The 19294-nt window shown below is 75.2% G+C and carries 1 protein-coding gene (running past one end of the window); it reads left to right on the top strand.

Annotated elements, in window-relative coordinates; translation table 11 throughout:
• Positions 1-19294, top strand: the 3' portion of a protein-coding gene (locus EIY87_RS48375) for a type I polyketide synthase (protein ID WP_449657950.1). Its footprint begins 662 nt before the window's first position; only the last 19294 of its 19956 coding nucleotides appear in the window; its start codon lies beyond the left edge, outside the window; it ends in the stop codon at positions 19292-19294.

Genomic DNA, 19294 nt, shown 5'->3' with positions numbered 1-19294 from the left:
ACTGCACCTGGCCGCGCACGCCCTGCGCCGCGGCGACTGCTCGCTCGCGCTGGCCGGCGGCGCGACCGTGATGGCCACCCCGACGTTGTTCATCGCCTTCAGCCGCCAGCGCGGGCTCGCCCCCGACGGCCGCTGCCGCTCGTTCGCCGAGGGCGCGGCGGGCACCGGCTGGGGTGAGGGCGCGGGCGTGCTCGTGCTGGAGAAGCTGTCCGACGCCGAACGCAACGGCCACCGGGTCCTCGCCGTGCTGCGGGGCAGCGCGGTCAACCAGGACGGCGCGTCCAACGGCCTCACCGCGCCGAGCGGACCGGCGCAGGAACGCGTCATCCGCGCGGCACTCGCCGGCGCCGGACTGTCCCCTTCGGACGTCGACGCCGTCGAGGCGCACGGCACCGGCACCACGCTCGGCGACCCGATCGAAGCCCGCGCGCTGGCCGCCACCTACGGCCGCGACCGCGACGGCGAACCGCTGTGGCTCGGCTCGGTGAAGTCGAACCTGGGCCACACCCAGGCCGCCGCCGGCGTGGCCGGGGTGCTGAAGATGGTCTTGGCGCTGCAGCACGGCGTCCTGCCGGAAACCCTGGGCGTCGACGCGCCGACGTCGGCGCTCGACTGGGACGGCAGCGGGCTCGCGCTGGTCACCGGCACCCGGCCGTGGCCGGCGACCGGGCGGCCGCGCCGGGCCGGCGTCTCGTCGTTCGGGCTGAGCGGCACCAACGCGCACGTCATCCTGGAGCAGGCGCCCGCGGTCGAGGCCGTCGCCGAGCCGTCGCCGCGGGTGCCCGGGGTGCTGAACTGGCCGGTGTCGGGCAAGAACGCGGCCGGGTTGCGGGGTCAGGCCGAGCGGCTGCTGTCCGTTGTGGACTCTTCGCCGTTGGACCTCGCGTTCTCCCTGGGTACGTCGCGGGCCGCGCTGCCCCATCGAGCGGTGCTCACCGGGTCCACTGTGGACGACCTGCGCGCCGGGCTCACCGCGTTGGCGGAGGGGCGCGGCCCTTCCGGTGTCGCGACTTCGGGCGCCGTCGCGTTCCTGTTCACCGGACAGGGATCGCAGCGTGCCGGGATGGGGCTCGAACTGCGGGAAGCGTTCCCGGTGTTCGCGGAGGCGTGGGACGCGGTGTGCGCCCACCTCGACCCGGCGCTCGCCGAGGTCGTGCGCACCGGTGAGGGGCTCGACGACACGAAGCACGCGCAGGCCGCGCTGTTCGCGCTGGAGGTCGCGCTCTTCCGGCTCGTGGAGTCGTGGGGGCTGCGGCCGGACTACCTCCTCGGGCACTCCGTCGGTGAGCTGGCCGCGGCGCACGTCGCCGGGGTGTTCTCCCTGGAAGACGCCTGCGCGCTCGTCACCGCCCGCGGCCGGCTGATGCAGGAGCTGCCGGCGGGCGGCGCGATGCTCGCCGCCGAAATCACCGAAGCCGAAGCGCTCGACCTGATCACCGGCCCGGAGGTGTCGCTGGCCGCGGTCAACGGGCCGGGCTCCGTCGTCTTCTCCGGGGACGCGGCGGCCATCGACGCCCTCGAAACGGCGTTGAGCGGCCGGCGGACCAAGCGGCTGCGCGTCAGCCACGCCTTCCACTCGGCGCGGATGGAGCCGATGCTCGGCGAGTTCGCGGCCGTCGCACGCCGGATCTCCTACGGCGAGGCGACGCTGCCCGTCGTGTCGAACCGCACCGGCCGCGTTGCTGCGGCGGGGGAGCTGCAGGACCCGGCGTACTGGGTGTCGCACGTGCGGGACACCGTCCGCTTCGGCGACGGCGTGCGGTGGCTGACCGAGCGGGACGTCACCCGGTTCGTCGAGCTGGGCCCCGACGCCGTGCTGTCCGCGATGGCGACCGGCGACGACGTCAAGTGCGTGCCGCTGCTGCGGGCCGGGCGGCCGGAGGAGCACACCATCGCCGCGGCGGTCGCGGCTCTGCACGTCGCGGGCGTTCCGTTGGACTGGAAGGGTTTCTACGCCGGCACCGGCGCGCGGCTGATCGACCTTCCGACGTACGCCTTCCAGCACGAACGGTACTGGCCGGAGGCGACCCCGCCGGGCGCGGCGGCGACCGACCCGGGCGGGCTGGGCCTGACGGCGGCCGGGCACCCGCTGCTCGGCGCGGCCACCGGGCTGGCCGACGGCGAGGGGCACCTGTTCACCGGCCGGCTCTCCGCGGCGGCGGCGCCGTGGCTGGCCGACCACGTGATCATGGGCGCGATCCTGTTGCCCGGCACGGCTTTCCTGGAGCTGGCGACGCGGGCGGGCGACAGCGTCGGCTGCCCGCGCGTCGCCGAGCTGACCCTGGAGGCGCCGCTGGTCCTGCCCGAACGCGGCGGCGTCCGGCTGCAGCTGCTCCTCGGCGCCCCGGACCACAGCGGGCGGCGCGCGTTCACCATCCACTCGCGACTCGAGGACGAACCCGAGGACACCGCGTGGGAGCGCCACGCCGGGGGCGTGCTCGCTCCCGGGGCCGCGGACCCCGTGCCCGTGGCGTGGCCGCCCGCGGACGCCGAGGAGGTCGACCTCACCGGCTTCTACGACGGCCTCGCCTCGGCCGGGTTCGGCTACGGCCCGGCGTTCCAGGGCCTGGAGCGCGTCTGGCGCCGGGGCACCGAGGTGTTCGCCGAGGTCACCGCCCCGCGGCAGGCGGGCGCGACGGACGCGTACGGCCTGCACCCGGCGGTCCTCGACGCGGCTCTGCACGCCTTGGGCGCGGCGGACCGCGGCGCGGACGCCGACCGGCTGCTGCCGTTTGCGTGGACGGGCGTGACGCTGCACGCCCCGGGTGCTTCGGCGCTGCGGGTCCGGATCGACGCGGCCGACCCGCTCTCGGTGGCGATCGAGGTCACCGACACCGCGGGCGAGCCGGTGGCGTCGGTGGAGGCACTGGCGTTGCGCCCGGTCGCCGCGGGCACGGGCGCCGCGCGGAAAGCCCGGCACGAATCGCTGTTCACCGTCGACTGGGTACCGGTTCCGGCGAACGCGGCGACCGGCCCGGTGGACTGGCCGCCGCTCGAGGAGGCCACCGGGTCGCCGTCCCACGTCGTCTACCGGCCCACCGGCGGAGACACCCCCGAAGCCGTCCGCGAGACCCTGCGCGAAGTCCTCCACACCGTCCAGACCTTCCTGGCCGACGACCGCTTCGCCGACACGCACCTGGTCGTCGTGGCCAGTTCGACCGACCTCGCCACCGCGCCGATCTGGGGCCTCCTCGGCTCGGCGCAGGCCGAACAGCCCGGCCGCATCACCCTCGTCGACACCACCGACGACGCCCTGCTCGCCGCCGCCGTCGCACTGGGGGAGCCGAAGGTCGTCGTCCGTGACGGGAAGCTGCACGTCCCGCGGCTCGGCCGGGCCGCCGTCGCGCCCGCGTCCGAAGGCCGCTTCGACGGCACCGTCCTGCTCACCGGAGGCCTCGGTGGCCTGGGTTCGCACCTCGCCCGGTACCTGGTCGCCGAGCACGGCGCCCGCCGCCTGCTCCTGCTCGGCCGCCGCGGCCCGGACACCCCCGGCGCGGCCGAGCTGATCGCCGAGCTGGGCGTCGAGGCCACCGCGATCGCCTGCGACGTCACCGATCGCGAGGCACTGGCCGCGGTCTTCGCCGAGCACGAGATCACCGCCGTCGTGCACACCGCGGGCGTGCTCGACGACGCCACTTTCGGGTCGCTGACCCCGGACCAACTCGACGCCGTCCTGCGGCCCAAGGTCGACGCCGCCTGGAACCTCCACGAACTCGCCGAACACGCCGAGACGTTCGTGCTGTTCTCGTCCGTGGCCGGGGTTTTCGGCGCGGCCGGGCAGGGCAACTACGCCGCCGGCAACGCCTACCTCGACGCCCTCGCCGCCCACCGGCGTGCGCAGGGTCTCCCCGCCGTCAGCCTCGCCTGGGGCGCGTGGGAGACCGGCATGGCCGGCACCCTCACCGCCGCCGACCGCGACCGGATGACCCGCGCCGGCACCCCGCCACTGGCCCTCGACCAGGGTCTCGGCCTGTTCGACGCCGCCCTCGGCGCGGACGACGCCCTCCTCGCGCCGGTCCGGCTCGACCTCGACACGCTGTCCGCCGCGCCCGAGGTGCCGCCGCTGCTGCGCCGCCTGGTCCGCGGCAGCACGCGCCGGCGGGCCCGCGCCGACTCCGGGCTCACCGCCCGCCTCGCCGGGCTGGCCCCGGCCGACCGGCAGCGCGCGCTCGTCGACCTCGTCCGCACGCACGTCGTCGGGCTGCTCGGCTACAGCTCGATCGGCCAGGTCGAGCCGGGACAGTCCTTTTCGGACCTCGGCTTCGACTCGCTGTCCGCGGTCGAGCTGCGCAACGCCGTCCAGGCCGACACCGGCCTGCGGCTGCCCGCGACGCTCGTCTTCGACTACCCGACGGTCCTCGCCCTCGCCCGCCACCTGCACGACGAACTGGTCGGCACCCTCGAAGCCGTCCAGGCCCCGGCGCGGACGACCCCGGCCGAGGCCGACCCGGTCGTCATCGTGTCCATGGGCTGCCGCTACCCGGGCGGCATCACCTCGCCCGACGAGCTGTGGGACTTCGTGCTCGCCGACGGCGACGGCGTTTCCCGCTTCCCGGGCGACCGTGGCTGGCCGGTCGATGCCCTCTACCACCCTGACCCCGATCACGCGGGCACCAGCTACACCCGCGAAGGCGGCTTCCTCGACGACGTCGCCGGCTTCGACCCCGGCTTCTTCGGCATCTCCCCGCGCGAGGCCCTCGCGATGGACCCGCAGCAGCGCCAGCTGCTCGAGACGTCGTGGGAAGCCCTGGAGCGCGCCGGGATCCGGCCGGAAACCCTGCGCGGCAGCCGCACCGGTGTCTACGCCGGAATCATGTACCACGACTACCTCGGCGCGAACGTCGAGTTCCCGGCCGACTCGCTCGGCTACCTCGGCACCGGCAACGCGGGCAGCGTGCTGTCCGGCCGCCTGTCGTACGTCTTCGGGCTGGAAGGACCGTCGGTCACCGTCGACACGGCGTGCTCGTCTTCGCTGGTCGCGTTGCACATGGCCGCGACCGCGCTGCAGCGCGGCGAGTGCGAGCTGGCCCTGGCCGGTGGTGTCACCGTGATGGCGACCCCGGGGACGTTCATCGACTTCAGCCGCCAGCGCGGCCTCGCCGCCGACGGCCGCTGCAAGTCCTACGCGGACGCCGCCGACGGGGTCGGCTGGTCCGAAGGCGTCGGTGTGCTGGTCCTGGAACGGCTTTCCGACGCCCGCCGCAACGGCCACCCGGTCCTGGCGGTCGTCCGGGGCAGCGCGGTCAACTCCGACGGCGCGTCCAACGGCTTGACCGCGCCGAACGGCCCGTCGCAGCAACGCGTGATCCGGCAGGCGCTGTCGGCCGCCGGTCTGTCCACTTCGGACGTGGACGTCGTCGAAGGGCACGGCACCGGCACGACTTTGGGCGACCCGATCGAAGCCCAGGCCCTGCTGGCCACCTACGGTCAGGACCGCGACGAGTTCCGGCCCCTGCTGCTCGGCTCGATCAAGTCGAACCTGGGGCACACCCAGGCGGCGGCCGGTGTGGCGGGCGTGATCAAGTCCGTGTACGCGCTGCGGTCCGGGGTCGTGCCGAAGACGCTGCACGTCGACGCGCCGTCGTCCCATGTGGACTGGACGGCAGGCGACATCGAGCTGGTCACCGCGACCCGGCCGTGGCCGGAGACCGGGCGCCCGCGCCGCGCGGCGGTGTCGTCGTTCGGGATCAGCGGCACCAACGCCCACGTCGTGCTGGAACAGCCCCCGGCCGCCGAGCCCGCGCCCACGCGGACCGGACGGCCGTCGCCGTGGCTGCTGTCCGCGCGCACCCCGGAAGCCCTGCGCGCGCAGGCGGCCCGGCTGCTCGCCCTCGACCCGGGCGACGCCGCCTGGTCGCTGGCCACCACCCGCACCACGTTCGAGCACCGCGCGGTGCTGACCGGCGACCCCATGGCCGCCCTCGCCGCGCTGGCCGACGGCGCCGACGCGCCCGGGCTCGCGGTCGGCGAGGCGGTTTCCGGTGCGCGCACGGCGTTCCTGTTCACCGGCCAGGGCGCCCAGCGCGCCGGGGCGGGTCGTGCGCTGTACGAGCGGTTCCCGGTGTTCGCCGCCGCCCTCGACGAGGTCTTGGCGCACTTCGACCCGTCGCTGCGGGAGCGGATGTTCGACGCCGACGCGTCGCTGGACTCGACCGACGTCGCCCAGCCCGCGTTGTTCGCGATCGAGGTCGCGCTGTTCCGGCTCGTGCGTTCGTGGGGCGTCACCCCCGGCCTGCTGCTCGGCCACTCGATCGGTGAGCTGGCTGCGGCGCACGTCGCCGGGGTGTTCTCGCTCGAGGACGCCTGCCGCCTGGTCGCGGCCCGCGGCCGGCTGATGGCCGCGCTGCCCGCCGGTGGCGCGATGGCCGCAATCAACGCGCCCGAAGCCGTCGTGGCGGAAGCGCTCGACGAACGCGTGTCGATCGCCGCGGTCAACGGGCCGGAATCGGTGGTCATCTCGGGTCCCGAGGACGCCGTCACGGACATCGCCGCCGCCTTCGCCGCGGACGGTCACCGCACCCGGCGCCTCGACGTGAGCCACGCCTTCCACTCGCCGCTGATGGACCCGATGCTCGGCGAGTTCCGCGCGGTCGCCGAGACGATCGAGTACGCGCCCGCGGAACTGCCGGTGGTGTCGAACCTGACCGGCGCGGTCGCCGGCCCGGAACTGTCCACAGCGGACTACTGGGTGCGGCACGTTCGCGGCGCCGTCCGGTTCGCCGACGGGATCGCGACCCTGCTCGCCGACGGCGTCACGGCGTTCCTGGAACTGGGTCCGGCCGGCGTGCTCAGCGCGCTGGCCGCGGAAACCCTGCCGCCGGAAGCGGTCGCGGTGCCGTGCCTGCGGCGCGACCGCGACGAGGAGGAGTCCGTCGTCGACGCGCTCACCGCGCTGCACCTGCACGGGGTCGACGTCGAGTGGGCGTCCTACCTGGACGGTGGCCGCCGGGTCGAGCTGCCGACGTACCCGTTCCAGCACGAACGGTTCTGGCCGCGGGTGGCGCTGCTGACCGGCGGGACCGGCCTCGACGCCGTCGCCCACCCGATGCTCGGCGGCGGCATCGAGCTGCCCGAATCCGGCGGATTCCTCTACACCGCAAGGCTTTCCCTCGCCTCGCACCCGTGGCTGTCCGGGCACCGGATCGCCGGTTCGCTGCTGCTGCCCGGCACCGCGCTGCTGGAACTGGCCGCCGCGGCCGGTGAGCAGGCGGGCTGCCCGGTCGTCGGCGAGCTGACCCTCGAAGCACCGCTGGTCCTGGCCGAGGTGGCCGGCACGCACGTCCAGGTCGCCGTCGGCGCCCCGGGCGAGGACGGCGAGCGGCCGGTCTCGATCTACTCCCGCCGCGAAGACGCCCCCGACGAGCTGTGGATCCGCCACGCGGGCGGCACGCTGCGCACCACCGGCGACCCCGCCGAGCCGGTCGCGCGGCCGGCGGACGCGACCGAGATCGACCTCGACGGCCTCTACGACCGGCTCGCCGACCAGGGCTTCGAGTACGGCCCGGCCTTCCGCGGCCTGACCGCCGCCTGGCGTCACGGCGAGGACGTCTACGCCGAGGTCGAGCTGCCCGAAGACGAGCCGGCCGAGGCGTTCGGGCTGCACCCGGCGCTGCTCGACGCGTGCCTGCACGCCACGTCGTTCGGCACCACCGTCCGGCCGGGGGCCCTGCCGTTCTCGTGGGCGGGCGTCACCGTGCACGCCTCGGGCGCGACCGCGGTGCTGCTGCGCGTCTCGCCCGCCGGCGACGACGCGGTGTCCCTGCACCTGACCGGCCTCGACGGCGAACCGGTCGCGACCGTGCGTTCGCTGGTGCTGCGGCCCCAGTCCGCGGCCCCGGCCGCCGACCGCGACTCGCTGTTCCAGCTCGACTGGACCCCGATCGCGGTCGGCGCGCCGGAAACCGGCGCGGTCTCGGTCGCCGGGGTCGACCCGCTCGGCGTGGCGGCCGTCTTCCCCGATGCCCCAACGCTTTCCGGCCCCTTGGTGGCCGAAGACGGCGTCGTCCTGTGGCCGATCGCCGCCGACGAGGCCGCCGGCGTCGTCCAGGAGACGCACGAGCTGACCACGCACGTGCTGGGCATCCTGCAGGACTGGCTGGCCGAGGAACGGCCCGCGCGGCTCGTGCTCGTCACCCGGGGCGCGACGACCGGGTCCGACCTGCCCGCGGCCGCCGTCTGGGGCCTGGTCCGCACCGCGCAGGTCGAGCACCCGGGCCGCGTCGCGCTGATCGACCTCGACGGCACCGACGCGTCCCTGGCCGCCCTGCCGACCTCCCTCACCACCGGAGAACCGCAGCTCACGCTCGTCAACGGCGAACCCCGCGCCGCCCGCCTCGCCCGCCCCGACCCCGCACTTTCACGTGAAAGTGCGCACCAGGGGGCCGCACTTTCACGTGAAAGTGCGGGCTGGGAGCCGGACGGGACCGTGTTGATCACCGGCGGGACCGGGGGGCTTGGGGGGTTGCTGGCCCGGCATCTGGTCACCGAGCGCGGTGTCCGGCGACTGCTGCTGGTGAGCCGCCGGGGGCCGGCCGCCGAGGGCGCCGCCGAGCTGGCCGCCGACCTCACCGCCGCCGGCGCCCACGTCGACGTCCGGGCCTGCGACATCGCCGACCGCGACGCGCTGCGGGCCCTGCTCGACGACGTTCCGGCCGAGCACCCGCTGACCGCCGTCGTGCAGACCGCCGGTGTCCTCGACGACGGCGTCCTCGGCTCGCTCACGCCCGAACGGCTCGCGGCCGTGCTGCGGCCCAAGGTCGACGCGGCCTGGAACCTGCACGAGCTGACCCGCGACCTCCCGCTCGCCGCGTTCGTCTCGTTCTCCTCGGTCGCCGGCACCTTCGGCGGCGCCGGGCAGGCGAACTACGCGGCCGCCAACGCCTTCCTCGACGCGCTCGCCCTGCACCGCGCCGCCGACGGCCTCCCCGCGCAGTCGCTCGGCTGGGGCCCGTGGGCCGCGGCGACCGGGATGACGCGGACGCTCAGCGACGCCGACTTCGAGCGGATGGCCCGGCTCGGCATGCCCGTGCTGCAGCCGGAGCAGAGCATCCGCCTGTTCGACCGGGCGCTCACCACGGACCGCGCGGTGCTGCTGCCGGTCCGCCTCGACCTCCCGGTGCTGCGGACGCAGCCGGAGCTCCCGCCGCTGCTGCGCGGCCTCGTCCGCGTCACCGGCCGCAAGCAGGCCGGCCGCGGCTCGGCCGCGCTGGCCCGCCGCCTGGCCGGGCTGACGCCGGAGGAGCGCGCCGACGCCCTGCTGACGCTGGTGCGCGAGCAGGTCGCGCTCGTGCTCGGGCACGCCGACGCCACGGCCGTGCCGGCCGCGAAGACGTTCCAGGAGCAGGGGTTCGACTCGCTCACCGCGGTCGACCTGCGCAACAAGCTGACCGCCGCGTCCGGGGTCGCGCTGCCGGCCACGACGGTGTTCGACTACCCGACCGTCACGGCGCTGGCCCGCCACCTCGCCGAGCAGCTGGGCGAAGCCGACGGCGACCGCGCCGACGTCACCCCGGTGACCGCCGCGGTGGCCGACGAGCCGATCGCGATCGTCGCGATGAGCTGCCGCTACCCGGGTGGCGTCACCACCCCCGAGCAGCTCTGGGACCTGGTCACCGGCGGCACCGACGCGATCACCGAGTTCCCCGCCGACCGCGGCTGGGACGTCGACGCCCTCTACGACCCCGACCCGGACCACCCCGGCACGTCCTACACGCGGCACGGCGGGTTCCTGCACGACGCGGCCGAGTTCGACGCCGCGTTCTTCGGGATGAGCCCGCGCGAAGCCGTCGCCACCGACACCCAGCAACGGCTGCTGCTGGAAGTGTCGTGGGAGGCGTTCGAGCGGGCCGGCATCGACCCGCGCACCCTGCGAGGTAGCCGCACCGGCGTGTTCGCCGGCGTGATGTACAACGACTACAACAGCCTGGTCGCGGGCGCGGACCTGGAGGCCTACCAGGGCAACGGCAGCGCGGGCAGTGTCGCGTCCGGGCGCGTCGCCTACGTGCTCGGGCTGGAGGGCCCGGCGGTCACGGTCGACACGGCGTGTTCGTCGTCGCTGGTGGCACTGCACTGGGCCGCGCAGGCACTGCGCTCGGGCGAATGCTCGCTGGCGCTGGCCGGTGGTGTCACGGTGATGTCGACGCCGGGCACGTTCGTCGGGTTCTCGCGCCAGCGCGGGCTTTCCCCGGACGGCCGCTGCAAGTCCTTTTCGGACACCGCCGACGGCGTCGGCTGGTCCGAAGGCGCCGGAATGCTCTTGCTGGAACGGGTTTCCGACGCCCGCCGCAACGGCCACCCGATCCTGGCGGTGGTCCGCGGCAGCGCAGTCAACTCCGACGGCGCGTCCAACGGCTTGACCGCCCCGAACGGCCCGTCGCAGCAACGGGTGATCCGGCAGGCCTTGTCGGTCGCCGGTCTGTCCACTTCGGACGTCGACGTCGTCGAAGGGCACGGCACCGGTACGACCCTGGGTGACCCCATCGAGGCCCAGGCGCTGCTCGCGACCTACGGCCAGGATCGCGAAACGCCGCTGCTGCTCGGCTCGGTGAAGTCGAACATCGGCCACACCCAGGCCGCGGCCGGGGTCGCGGGCGTGATCAAGGTCGTCGCCGCGCTGCGGCACGGGGTCGTCCCGCCGTCGCTGCACGCCGGGGAAGTGTCGTCGCACGTGGACTGGACGGCCGGGGACGTCGAGGTCGTCACCGAAAACCGGCCGTGGCCGGAGACCGGCCGGGTGCGGCGGGCGGCGGTGTCGTCGTTCGGCATCAGCGGCACCAACGCGCACACGATCATCGAGCAGGCCCCGGAACCGGTGCTCGCGGAAGCGCCGCCGGACGCCGGGGTCGTGCCGTGGCCGGTGTCGGCGACGACCGGACGCGCGCTGCGGGAGCAGGCCGCGCGGCTGGCCGGTCTCGACGTCAACCGCGTCGACGCCGGGTACACCCTGGCCACCGGCCGGGCCGCGTTCGACCACCGCGCGGTGGTGCTGTCGGAGCACCGCGCCGAACTGGCCGCGGCCCTGGACGCGCTGGCGTCCGGCGAGCCGCACCCCGCCGTGATCACCGGACGGGTCGTCGAGTCGGCGAAGCTCGCCGCGTTGTTCGCCGGGCAGGGTGCCCAGCGGCTGGGCATGGGACGGCGGCTCTACGCGCGCTACCCCGTGTTCGCGCAGGCCTGGGACGCGATCGCCGAGCAGCTGCCCGGCGAGTGGGCCGGGATCGTCTGGGGTGAGGACGCGCGGCGGCTCGCGGACACGGCCGCGGCGCAACCCGCGCTGTTCGCGCTCGAAGTCGCGCTGTACCGGCTCTTCGAGTCGTGGGGCGTGCGGCCCGACTACGTGCTCGGGCACTCGGTCGGCGAGATCGCGGCCGCGCACGTCGCGGGCGTGCTGACCCTGGCCGACGCGTGCACGCTGGTGCGGGCGCGCGCCGAGCTGATGGGCGCGCTGCCGTCCGGCGGCGCGATGGTGTCCGTGCGCGCCACCGCCGCGGAGGTCGAGCCGCTGCTCGGCGACGACGTCGCGATCGCGGCGGTCAACGGCCCGGACGCCGTCGTGCTCGCCGGTGCGGAAGAGGCCGTGCTCGCGGTGGCCGGGCGGTTCGAGAAGGCCAAACGGCTCACGGTGTCGCACGCGTTCCACTCGCCGCTGATGGACCCGATGCTCGACGAATTCCGCGCGGTGGCCGAGGAACTGACGTATGCGCCGCCGCGGATCCCGGTGGTTTCGACGGTCACCGGTGCACTCGTCACGGACTTCACCGCGGAGCACTGGGTGGCCAACGTGCGCCGGACGGTCCGCTTCGCCGACGGCGTCACGGCGCTGCACGAGCACGGTGTGCGCGTGTTCGCCGAGTTCGGCCCGGACGGTGTCCTCTCCGCCATGACGGCAGGCACGCTGGCCGACGCGATCACGGTTCCGGTGCTGCGCAAGGAAACCCCCGAGCCGCGAGCGGCCTTGGCCGGGCTCGCCGGGCTGCACGTGACCGGCGCCCGGGTCGACTGGCCCGCGGTGCTCCCGGGTGGCCGGCGCGTGGACCTGCCGACGTACGCGTTCCAGCGCGAGCGGTTCTGGCCGCGCGGCGGCGCGACCCCGCGCGGTGACGCCACCGCGGCCGGGCTCGGTGTCGGCGGCCACCCGATGGTCGGGGCCGTGGTGCGCCCGGCCGGGTCGGGTGAGGTGCTGCTGACCAGCCGGTTGTCGGTGTCCGGGCACCCGTGGCTGCGCGGCCACGTCGTCGGCGGCGCGGTCGTGCTGCCCGGCACGGTGTTCGCGGAGCTGGCGTTGCGGGCGGGCGACGAAGCCGGGACGCCGTGCCTGGACGACCTCACGCTGGAGGCGCCGCTGGTGCTGCCCGAGCGGGGCGGGGTCCAGCTGCAGCTGCGCGTGTCCGCACCGCGCGAGGACGGGCGCCGGACGCTGACCGTCCACTCGCGACCGGAGGACGGCGACGACCTGACGTGGATCCAGCACGCGACCGGCGTGCTCGGCCCGCGCCGGGCACCGGCGGCACCTTTCCCGTGGCCGCCCACCGCTGCACCCGTCGACCTTTCCGACCACTACGCGCGCCTGACCGAAGGAGGACTGTCCTACGACGGCACCTTCCGCGGCCTGCGCGCGGCGTGGCAGTCCGGCGACGAGGTGTTCGCCGAGGTGGCGCTGCCCGCCGACGACGCGGGGGAGGCGGGCGCGTTCGGCCTGCACCCGGCGCTGTTCGACGCGTGCCTGCACGCGATCGGCCTGCTCGGCGGCGAGGCCGGGCTGCCGTTCGCGTGGGAGGGGGTGCAGCTGCACGCCACCGGTGCTTCGTCGGTCCGGGTGCGGATCACGCGCGCCGGGCCGGGCGTTTCGCTCGCGATCACCGACACCGCGGGGGAGCTGGTGGCCGAGGTGGCCACCCTGCGCCTGCGGCGGCCGACGGAGGTCCGGCAGGTGAGCCAGGAGAACCTGTACCGGCTCACGTGGACGCCGCTGGCCGTCGAGCCGAAGGAACTCACCGATTTCGGCGTTCTCGGGTCGGCTGATGTGCTTCCGGACGCGGAATCCTTCGCCGACCTCGAAGCCGCCGCCACCGCCGCGCCGAACCTCGTCGTCCTCCCGCTCCTCGACCCGCCGACCGACGACCCCGCGGCCGCCGCCCTCGACGTCACCACCCGCCTCCTCGGCCTCCTCCAGCGCTGGCTCACCGACGACCGCCTGCGCGAAACCCGCCTCGCCGTCGTCACCCGCGACGCCACCGAAGGCAACCCCGTCGCCGCCGCCGTGTGGGGCCTGGTCCGCTCCGCCCAGGCCGAACACCCCGGCCGCCTCATGCTCGTCGACCTCGACGACACCGGCGAGCACCTGGCAGCCGCCCTCGCCGCGGACGAACCGCAGGTCGCCGTCAAGAACGGGCTCGTGCACGGCGGACGGCTCGCCCGCGTCGCGGCGCAGCCCGAGGTGCGCGCATTCGGCGACCCCGACGGCACCGTCCTCATCACCGGGGGCACCGGCGGTCTCGGCGCGGTCTTCGCCCGCCACCTCGCCGCCGAGCACGGGATGCGGCGGCTGCTGCTCGTCAGCCGCAGCGGGGGAGACCCCGCCGAAGTCGCCACCCTCGTCGCCGAACTCGCCGCGCACGGCACCGAAGTCACCACTGCCGCCTGCGACGTCGCCGATCGGGACGCGCTGCGCACGCTGATCGACGGCCTCGAGCACCCGCTCACCGCCGTCGTGCACAGCGCCGGCGTCCTCGACGACGGCGTGCTCGGCTCGCAGACCGCGGAGAGCTTCGAGCGCGTCCTGCGACCCAAGGTCGCCGGCGCCTGGAACCTGCACGAACTGACCCGCGACCTGCGCTCGTTCGTCGTGTTCTCCTCGGTCGCCGGCACCGTCGGCACCGCGGGCCAGTCCAACTACGCCGCCGCCAACGCCTTCCTCGACGCCCTCGCCCGGCACCGCCACGAAACGGGCCTGCCCGCGACCTCCCTCGGCTGGGGCCCGTGGGCGGCCGGCAGCGGCATGACCAGCGACCTGTCCGACGCCGACCTCGCCCGGATGGCCCGCGCGGGCACCCCGGCCATCCCCGCCGAGCTGGGCACGAGCCTGTTCGACGCCGCGCTCGCCACCGGCGTCCCCGACGTCGCCCCGGTGCGGCTCGACCTGCCGGTGCTGCGCGCGCTGGGCGACGTCCCGCCGGTGCTGCGCGGCCTCATCCGCGTCCCGCTCAAGCGGTCCGCGGCGGGCGCCGAAGCGGCCGTCGGGCTGGTCCAGCGGCTCGGCGCGCTCGACTCCGCCGGGCGCACCCGCGCAGTCCGCGAGCTGGTGGTCACCCAGGTCGCGCAGGTGCTCGGGCACGCCGACGGCGGTGCGATCGACGCCGGCCAGACGTTCCAGCAGCTCGGCTTCGATTCCCTGACTGCCCTCGAGCTGCGCAACCGGCTCGACGGCGCGACCGGTGTCCGGCTCGGCGCCACCGCCGTGTTCGACTACCCGACCGTCGCCGCGCTGGGCGAGCACCTGCTGGAGGCGCTGCTCGGCTCCGGGGCCGTCGCCGACGACACGCCCGCCCCGGCCGCCGTGGCCGGCGACCCGATCGTCATCGTCGGCATGAGCTGCCGCTTCCCCGGCGGCGTCGAGTCGCCCGAGGACCTCTGGCGGCTGCTCACCGACGAACGCGACGCCATCACGGCGTTCCCGGCCAACCGCGGCTGGGACGTCGCCGCGCTCTACCACCCGGACCCCGACCACCCGGGCACGACGTACACCCGCGAAGGCGGCTTCCTGCACGACGCGGGCGACTTCGACCCCGAGTTCTTCGGCATGAACCCCCGCGAAGCCCTCGCCACCGACGCCCAGCAGCGCCTGCTGCTGGAGACCGGCTGGGAGGCCGTCGAACGCGCCGGCATCGACCCGGTGAGCCTGCGCGGCAGCCGCACCGGCGTATTCGTCGGCGTCATGTACAACGACTACGGCCTGACGCTCAACCACCTCGCCGACACCGACGGCTACGAGAGCAACGGCAGCTCCCCGAGCGTCGCTTCGGGCCGCGTCGCCTACACGTTCGGCTTCGAAGGGCCGACGCTGACCGTCGACACGGCGTGCTCGTCGTCGCTGGTCACCCTGCACCTGGCCGCGCAGGCCCTGCGCGGCGGGGAATGCGAACTGGCGCTGGCCGGTGGCGCGACGGTGATGGCCACGCCGGGCACCTTCGTCGGCTTCAGCCGCCAGCGCGGGCTCGCCGCGGACGGGCGCTGCAAGGCGTTCTCCGACGACGCCGACGGGCTGGGCTTCGCCGAGGGCGTCGGCATGCTGGTGCTGGAACGGCAGTCCGACGCGATCCGCAACGGCCACGAGATCCTCGCGGTCGTCCGCGGCAGTGCGGTCAACTCCGACGGCGCGTCGAACGGCCTGACCGCGCCGAACGGCCCGTCGCAGCAACGCGTGATCCGCCAGGCACTCGCCGCGTCCGGACTGTCCACGAAGGACGTCGACGCGGTCGAGGCGCACGGCACCGGTACCGCGCTCGGCGACCCGATCGAGGCGCAGGCGCTCATCGCCACCTACGGCCGCGACCGCGAAACCCCGCTGCCGATCGGCTCGGTCAAGTCCAACATCGGGCACGCCCAGGCCGCCGCGGGTGTTGCCGGGATCATCAAGATGGTCCTCGCGATGCGCCACGGCGTCCTGCCGCGCTCGCTGCACACCGAAACCCGGTCGTCCCACGTGGACTGGGACGGCAGCGGCGTCGAGGTGCTGTCGGCGGCCCGGCCGTGGCCGGAGACCGGGCGGGTGCGCCGCGCCGCGGTGTCGTCGTTCGGCATCAGCGGCACCAACGCGCACGCCGTGCTCGAAGCCGGCCCGGCGCCGGTGCCCGCGCCGGAACCGGCGGAGCCGCCGTCGATCGTGCCGTGGGTGCTGTCCGGGCGGACCGCCGGTGCCCTGCGCGGCCAGGCCGAACGGCTCCTGACGCACCTCACCGACCAGGACATCTGCGCCGTCGGCCGCGCGCTGGCGGGCCGGACATCGTTCGGGCACCGGGCCGTCGTCGTCGGCGAGGACCGGGCCGGGCTCGTCGCCGCGCTGACCGCGGTGGCGGCGGGCGAAGCGGCCCCGGACGTCGTGACCGGACGCGCGTCCGGCACCCGCACCCCCGCGTTCGTCTTCCCCGGGCAGGGTTCGCAGTGGGCCGGCATGGCGCGCGACCTCCTGGCCGCGTCGCCGGTGTTCGCCGCGACGATGGCCGAGTGCGCCGCCGCGCTGAGCGAGTTCGTCGAGTGGTCGCTGTTCGACGTCCTCGACGACGCCGAGGCGCTCGAGGAGGTCGACATCGTCCAGCCCGCGCTGTGGGCGGTGATGGTGTCGCTCGCCGCGCTGTGGCGCGAGTTCGGCGTCGAACCCGCCGCCGTCGCCGGGCACTCGCAAGGGGAGATCGCCGCCGCGTGTGTCGCGGGTGGACTGTCCCTTCAGGACGGTGCCAGGGTGGTCGCCCTGCGCAGCCGCCTGATCCGGCAGAAGCTGGCCCGCACCGGCGTGATGCTCTCGGTGGTGGCCCCGGTCGACGACGTCCGCGCGCTCGTGGGCGACGACGTCTCGATCGCCGCGGTGAACGGGCCCAAGCTGGTCACCGTCTCCGCCGACGAGGCCGCGATGGCGAAGCTGGAGAAGCGGCTCTCGGCCGCCGGCATGATGCGCTGGCGCCTGGCCGGGGTCAACTTCGCCGCGCATTCGCCGCAGGTCGAGCTGCTGGAAGACGACCTGCTGGAGCTGCTCGAGCCGGTGGCCCCGCGCAGTTCCGGCGTCCCGTTCTACTCGTCGGTGACCGGCGGGCTGCTGGACACCGCGGAGCTGGACGCCCGGTACTGGTACCGGAACCTGCGCCAGACCGTGCTGTTCGGGGAAGCGGCCGACGCGATGGTGGCCGGCGGCGCGAGCGCGTTCGTCGAGCCCAGCCCGAACCCGGTGCTGAAGCTGGCCCTCGAACAGACCATGGACCGCACCGGCGAACCGCTGGTGTTCCAGGAAACGCTGCACACCGGCGAAGGCGACTGGCGCCGGGTGGTCACCGCGGTTGCCGGCGCACACGCCCAAGGCGTCACGATCGACTGGAACGCCTTCTACGAACGCGCGGGCGTCACCGCGCGGGTGCCGCTGCCGACGTATGCCTTCCAGCGCAAGACCTACTGGCCCGAGCCGGCGCCACAGGCGGTCCCTGAGGGCGGCGAAAGCGCCGCCGACGCGCGGCTGTGGGGCCTGGTCGCGGCGACCGACGGCGACGTGCTGGCCTCGGCGCTGGACGTCGACCGGGCCGCGCTGGACGCCGTGCTGCCCGCGCTGACGTCGTGGCGGGAGAAGCTGCGCACCGAAGCCGCCGTCGACCGCTGGTGGTACCGCATCGACTGGACGCCGCTGAAGCCCCCGGCGGGTGCCGCCGGGCCGGGCCGCTGGCTGGCCGTCGTCCCCGAGGACGGCGGCGACTGGGGCGCCCGGGTGCTGGGCGCGCTGCCCGGCGACGTCACCGTCGTCACGGTGACCGACCCCGACCCGGCCGCCCTCGCCGCCCGGCTCGGGGAGTTGCCGGGGCCGTTCGACGCCGTCGTCTCGCTGCTCGCGCTGAGCACGCGCCCGATCGACGCGGCGCCGACCGCGCCGCCGGGTGTCGTGCTCACCGCGGTGCTGGTCCAGGCACTGGCCCGGGCCGGGGTCGAAGCCAAGCTGTGGTGCCTCACCCGCGAAGCGCTGCCGGTCGAAGGCAAGCACGCGGCCGCGGACACCGTCGGCCAGGCGGCGGTCTGGGGCTTCGGCCGCACCGTCGCGCTGGAACGCGCGGCGGCCTGGGGCGGCCTGGTGGAGCTGCCCGCCGAACCCGGCGAAGCCGACCTGCGGCACCTGCCGCACGTGCTGGCCGGGCTCGGCGGCGAAGACCAGATCGCCCTGCGCGACGGCCGCCTGCTGGGCCGCCGCCTGCGGCGCACGACAGCGGCGGAGACCCCGTCGGTCACCCCGGCGCTGGCCGGGCCGGGCACGGTGCTCATCACCGGCGGCACGGGCGCGCTCGGCGTCGAGACGGCCCGCTGGCTGGCCGACGCCGGCGTCCGGCGGCTGGTGCTGACCAGCCGCCGCGGCCCCGCCGCACCGGGCGCGACCGAGCTGGTCGAGGAGCTGACCGGCCGCGGCGCCTCGGTGTCGGTCGTGGCGTGCGACGTCTCGGACCGCGACCAGGTGGCCGCGGTGCTGGCGGCCATCCCCGAGTCCGACCCGCTGCGCGGCGTCGTCCACGCCGCGGGCGTCGCCCAGGACGGCGCCGACGTCGTCGCGCTGACCCTGGAGGAGGTCGAAGGCGTCCTGAAGTCCAAAGTGGAGGGTGCAAGGCACCTCGACGAGCTGGTCGGCGACCGGGAGCTGGACTTCTTCGTGCTGTACTCGTCGGTGTCGGGCATGCTCGGCAGCGGCAAGCTCAGCGCGTACGCCGCGGCGAACGCGTACTTGAACGCGCTGGCCGAGGACCGCGAACGCCGTGGACTGGCCGGCGTGTCGATCGGCTGGGGCGTGTGGGGCGAGGCCGGCATGGCGCTGCAGGGCGACATGCTGGAGCACATGCAGCGCCACGGCCTGGTGCCGCTGGTCCCGGAAGAGGCGATGGTGGCGTTCGGGCGGGCCCTGAGCGTCCGCGGTTCGGTGCTGGCGGCGGACTTCGACTGGAACCGCTTCGCGCAGACGTTCACGCTGCCCCGCGAAAGCCCGCTGCTCAGCGAACTGCCGGAGGTCCGTCAGGCCCTTGCGGCGGCGGGCTCCGAACGCGACGCGGTGGTGGCCGAGGCGACGCTGCACGAGGAACTGGCCGGCCTCGGCCCGGCGGAACGGCGGGACGCGCTGCTCCACCTGGTCCGCACGGTGGCGGCGGAGCTGCTCGGCTACGGCGAACCGGGCGACATCGAGCCGTCCCAGGCGTTCCGCGAGATGGGCGTGGATTCCCTGGCCGCGGTGGAGGTCCGCAACGTCCTGGGCGAGCGCACGGGCCTGCGGCTGCCGTCGACGCTGGTGTTCGACCACCCGACCTCCCAGGCGGTGGCGGCGCACCTGCACCGCGAGCTGTTCGGCGACGAGGGCGACGAGGGCGCCGTCCCGGCGTCGGCGGAGGAGGCGAGGGTCCGGAAGTTCCTGGCGTCGGCGTCGTTCGACCAGCTGCGGTCCCTGGGCCTGGTGGAGCTGCTCTCGGAGGCGGCGGAGGAGACCGCGCAGCCGGCGGAGGACGGCGACGTCGGCGACATGGACGCGGACGACCTGGTCCGCTTCGTCCTGGGCGGCGACGAAGCCTGA

Origin of the sequence: Amycolatopsis eburnea, assembly GCF_003937945.1 — a bacterium.
In the GTDB taxonomy this organism is placed as follows: domain Bacteria; phylum Actinomycetota; class Actinomycetes; order Mycobacteriales; family Pseudonocardiaceae; genus Amycolatopsis; species Amycolatopsis eburnea.
This window is presented reverse-complemented; position numbering and strand designations above follow the sequence as displayed.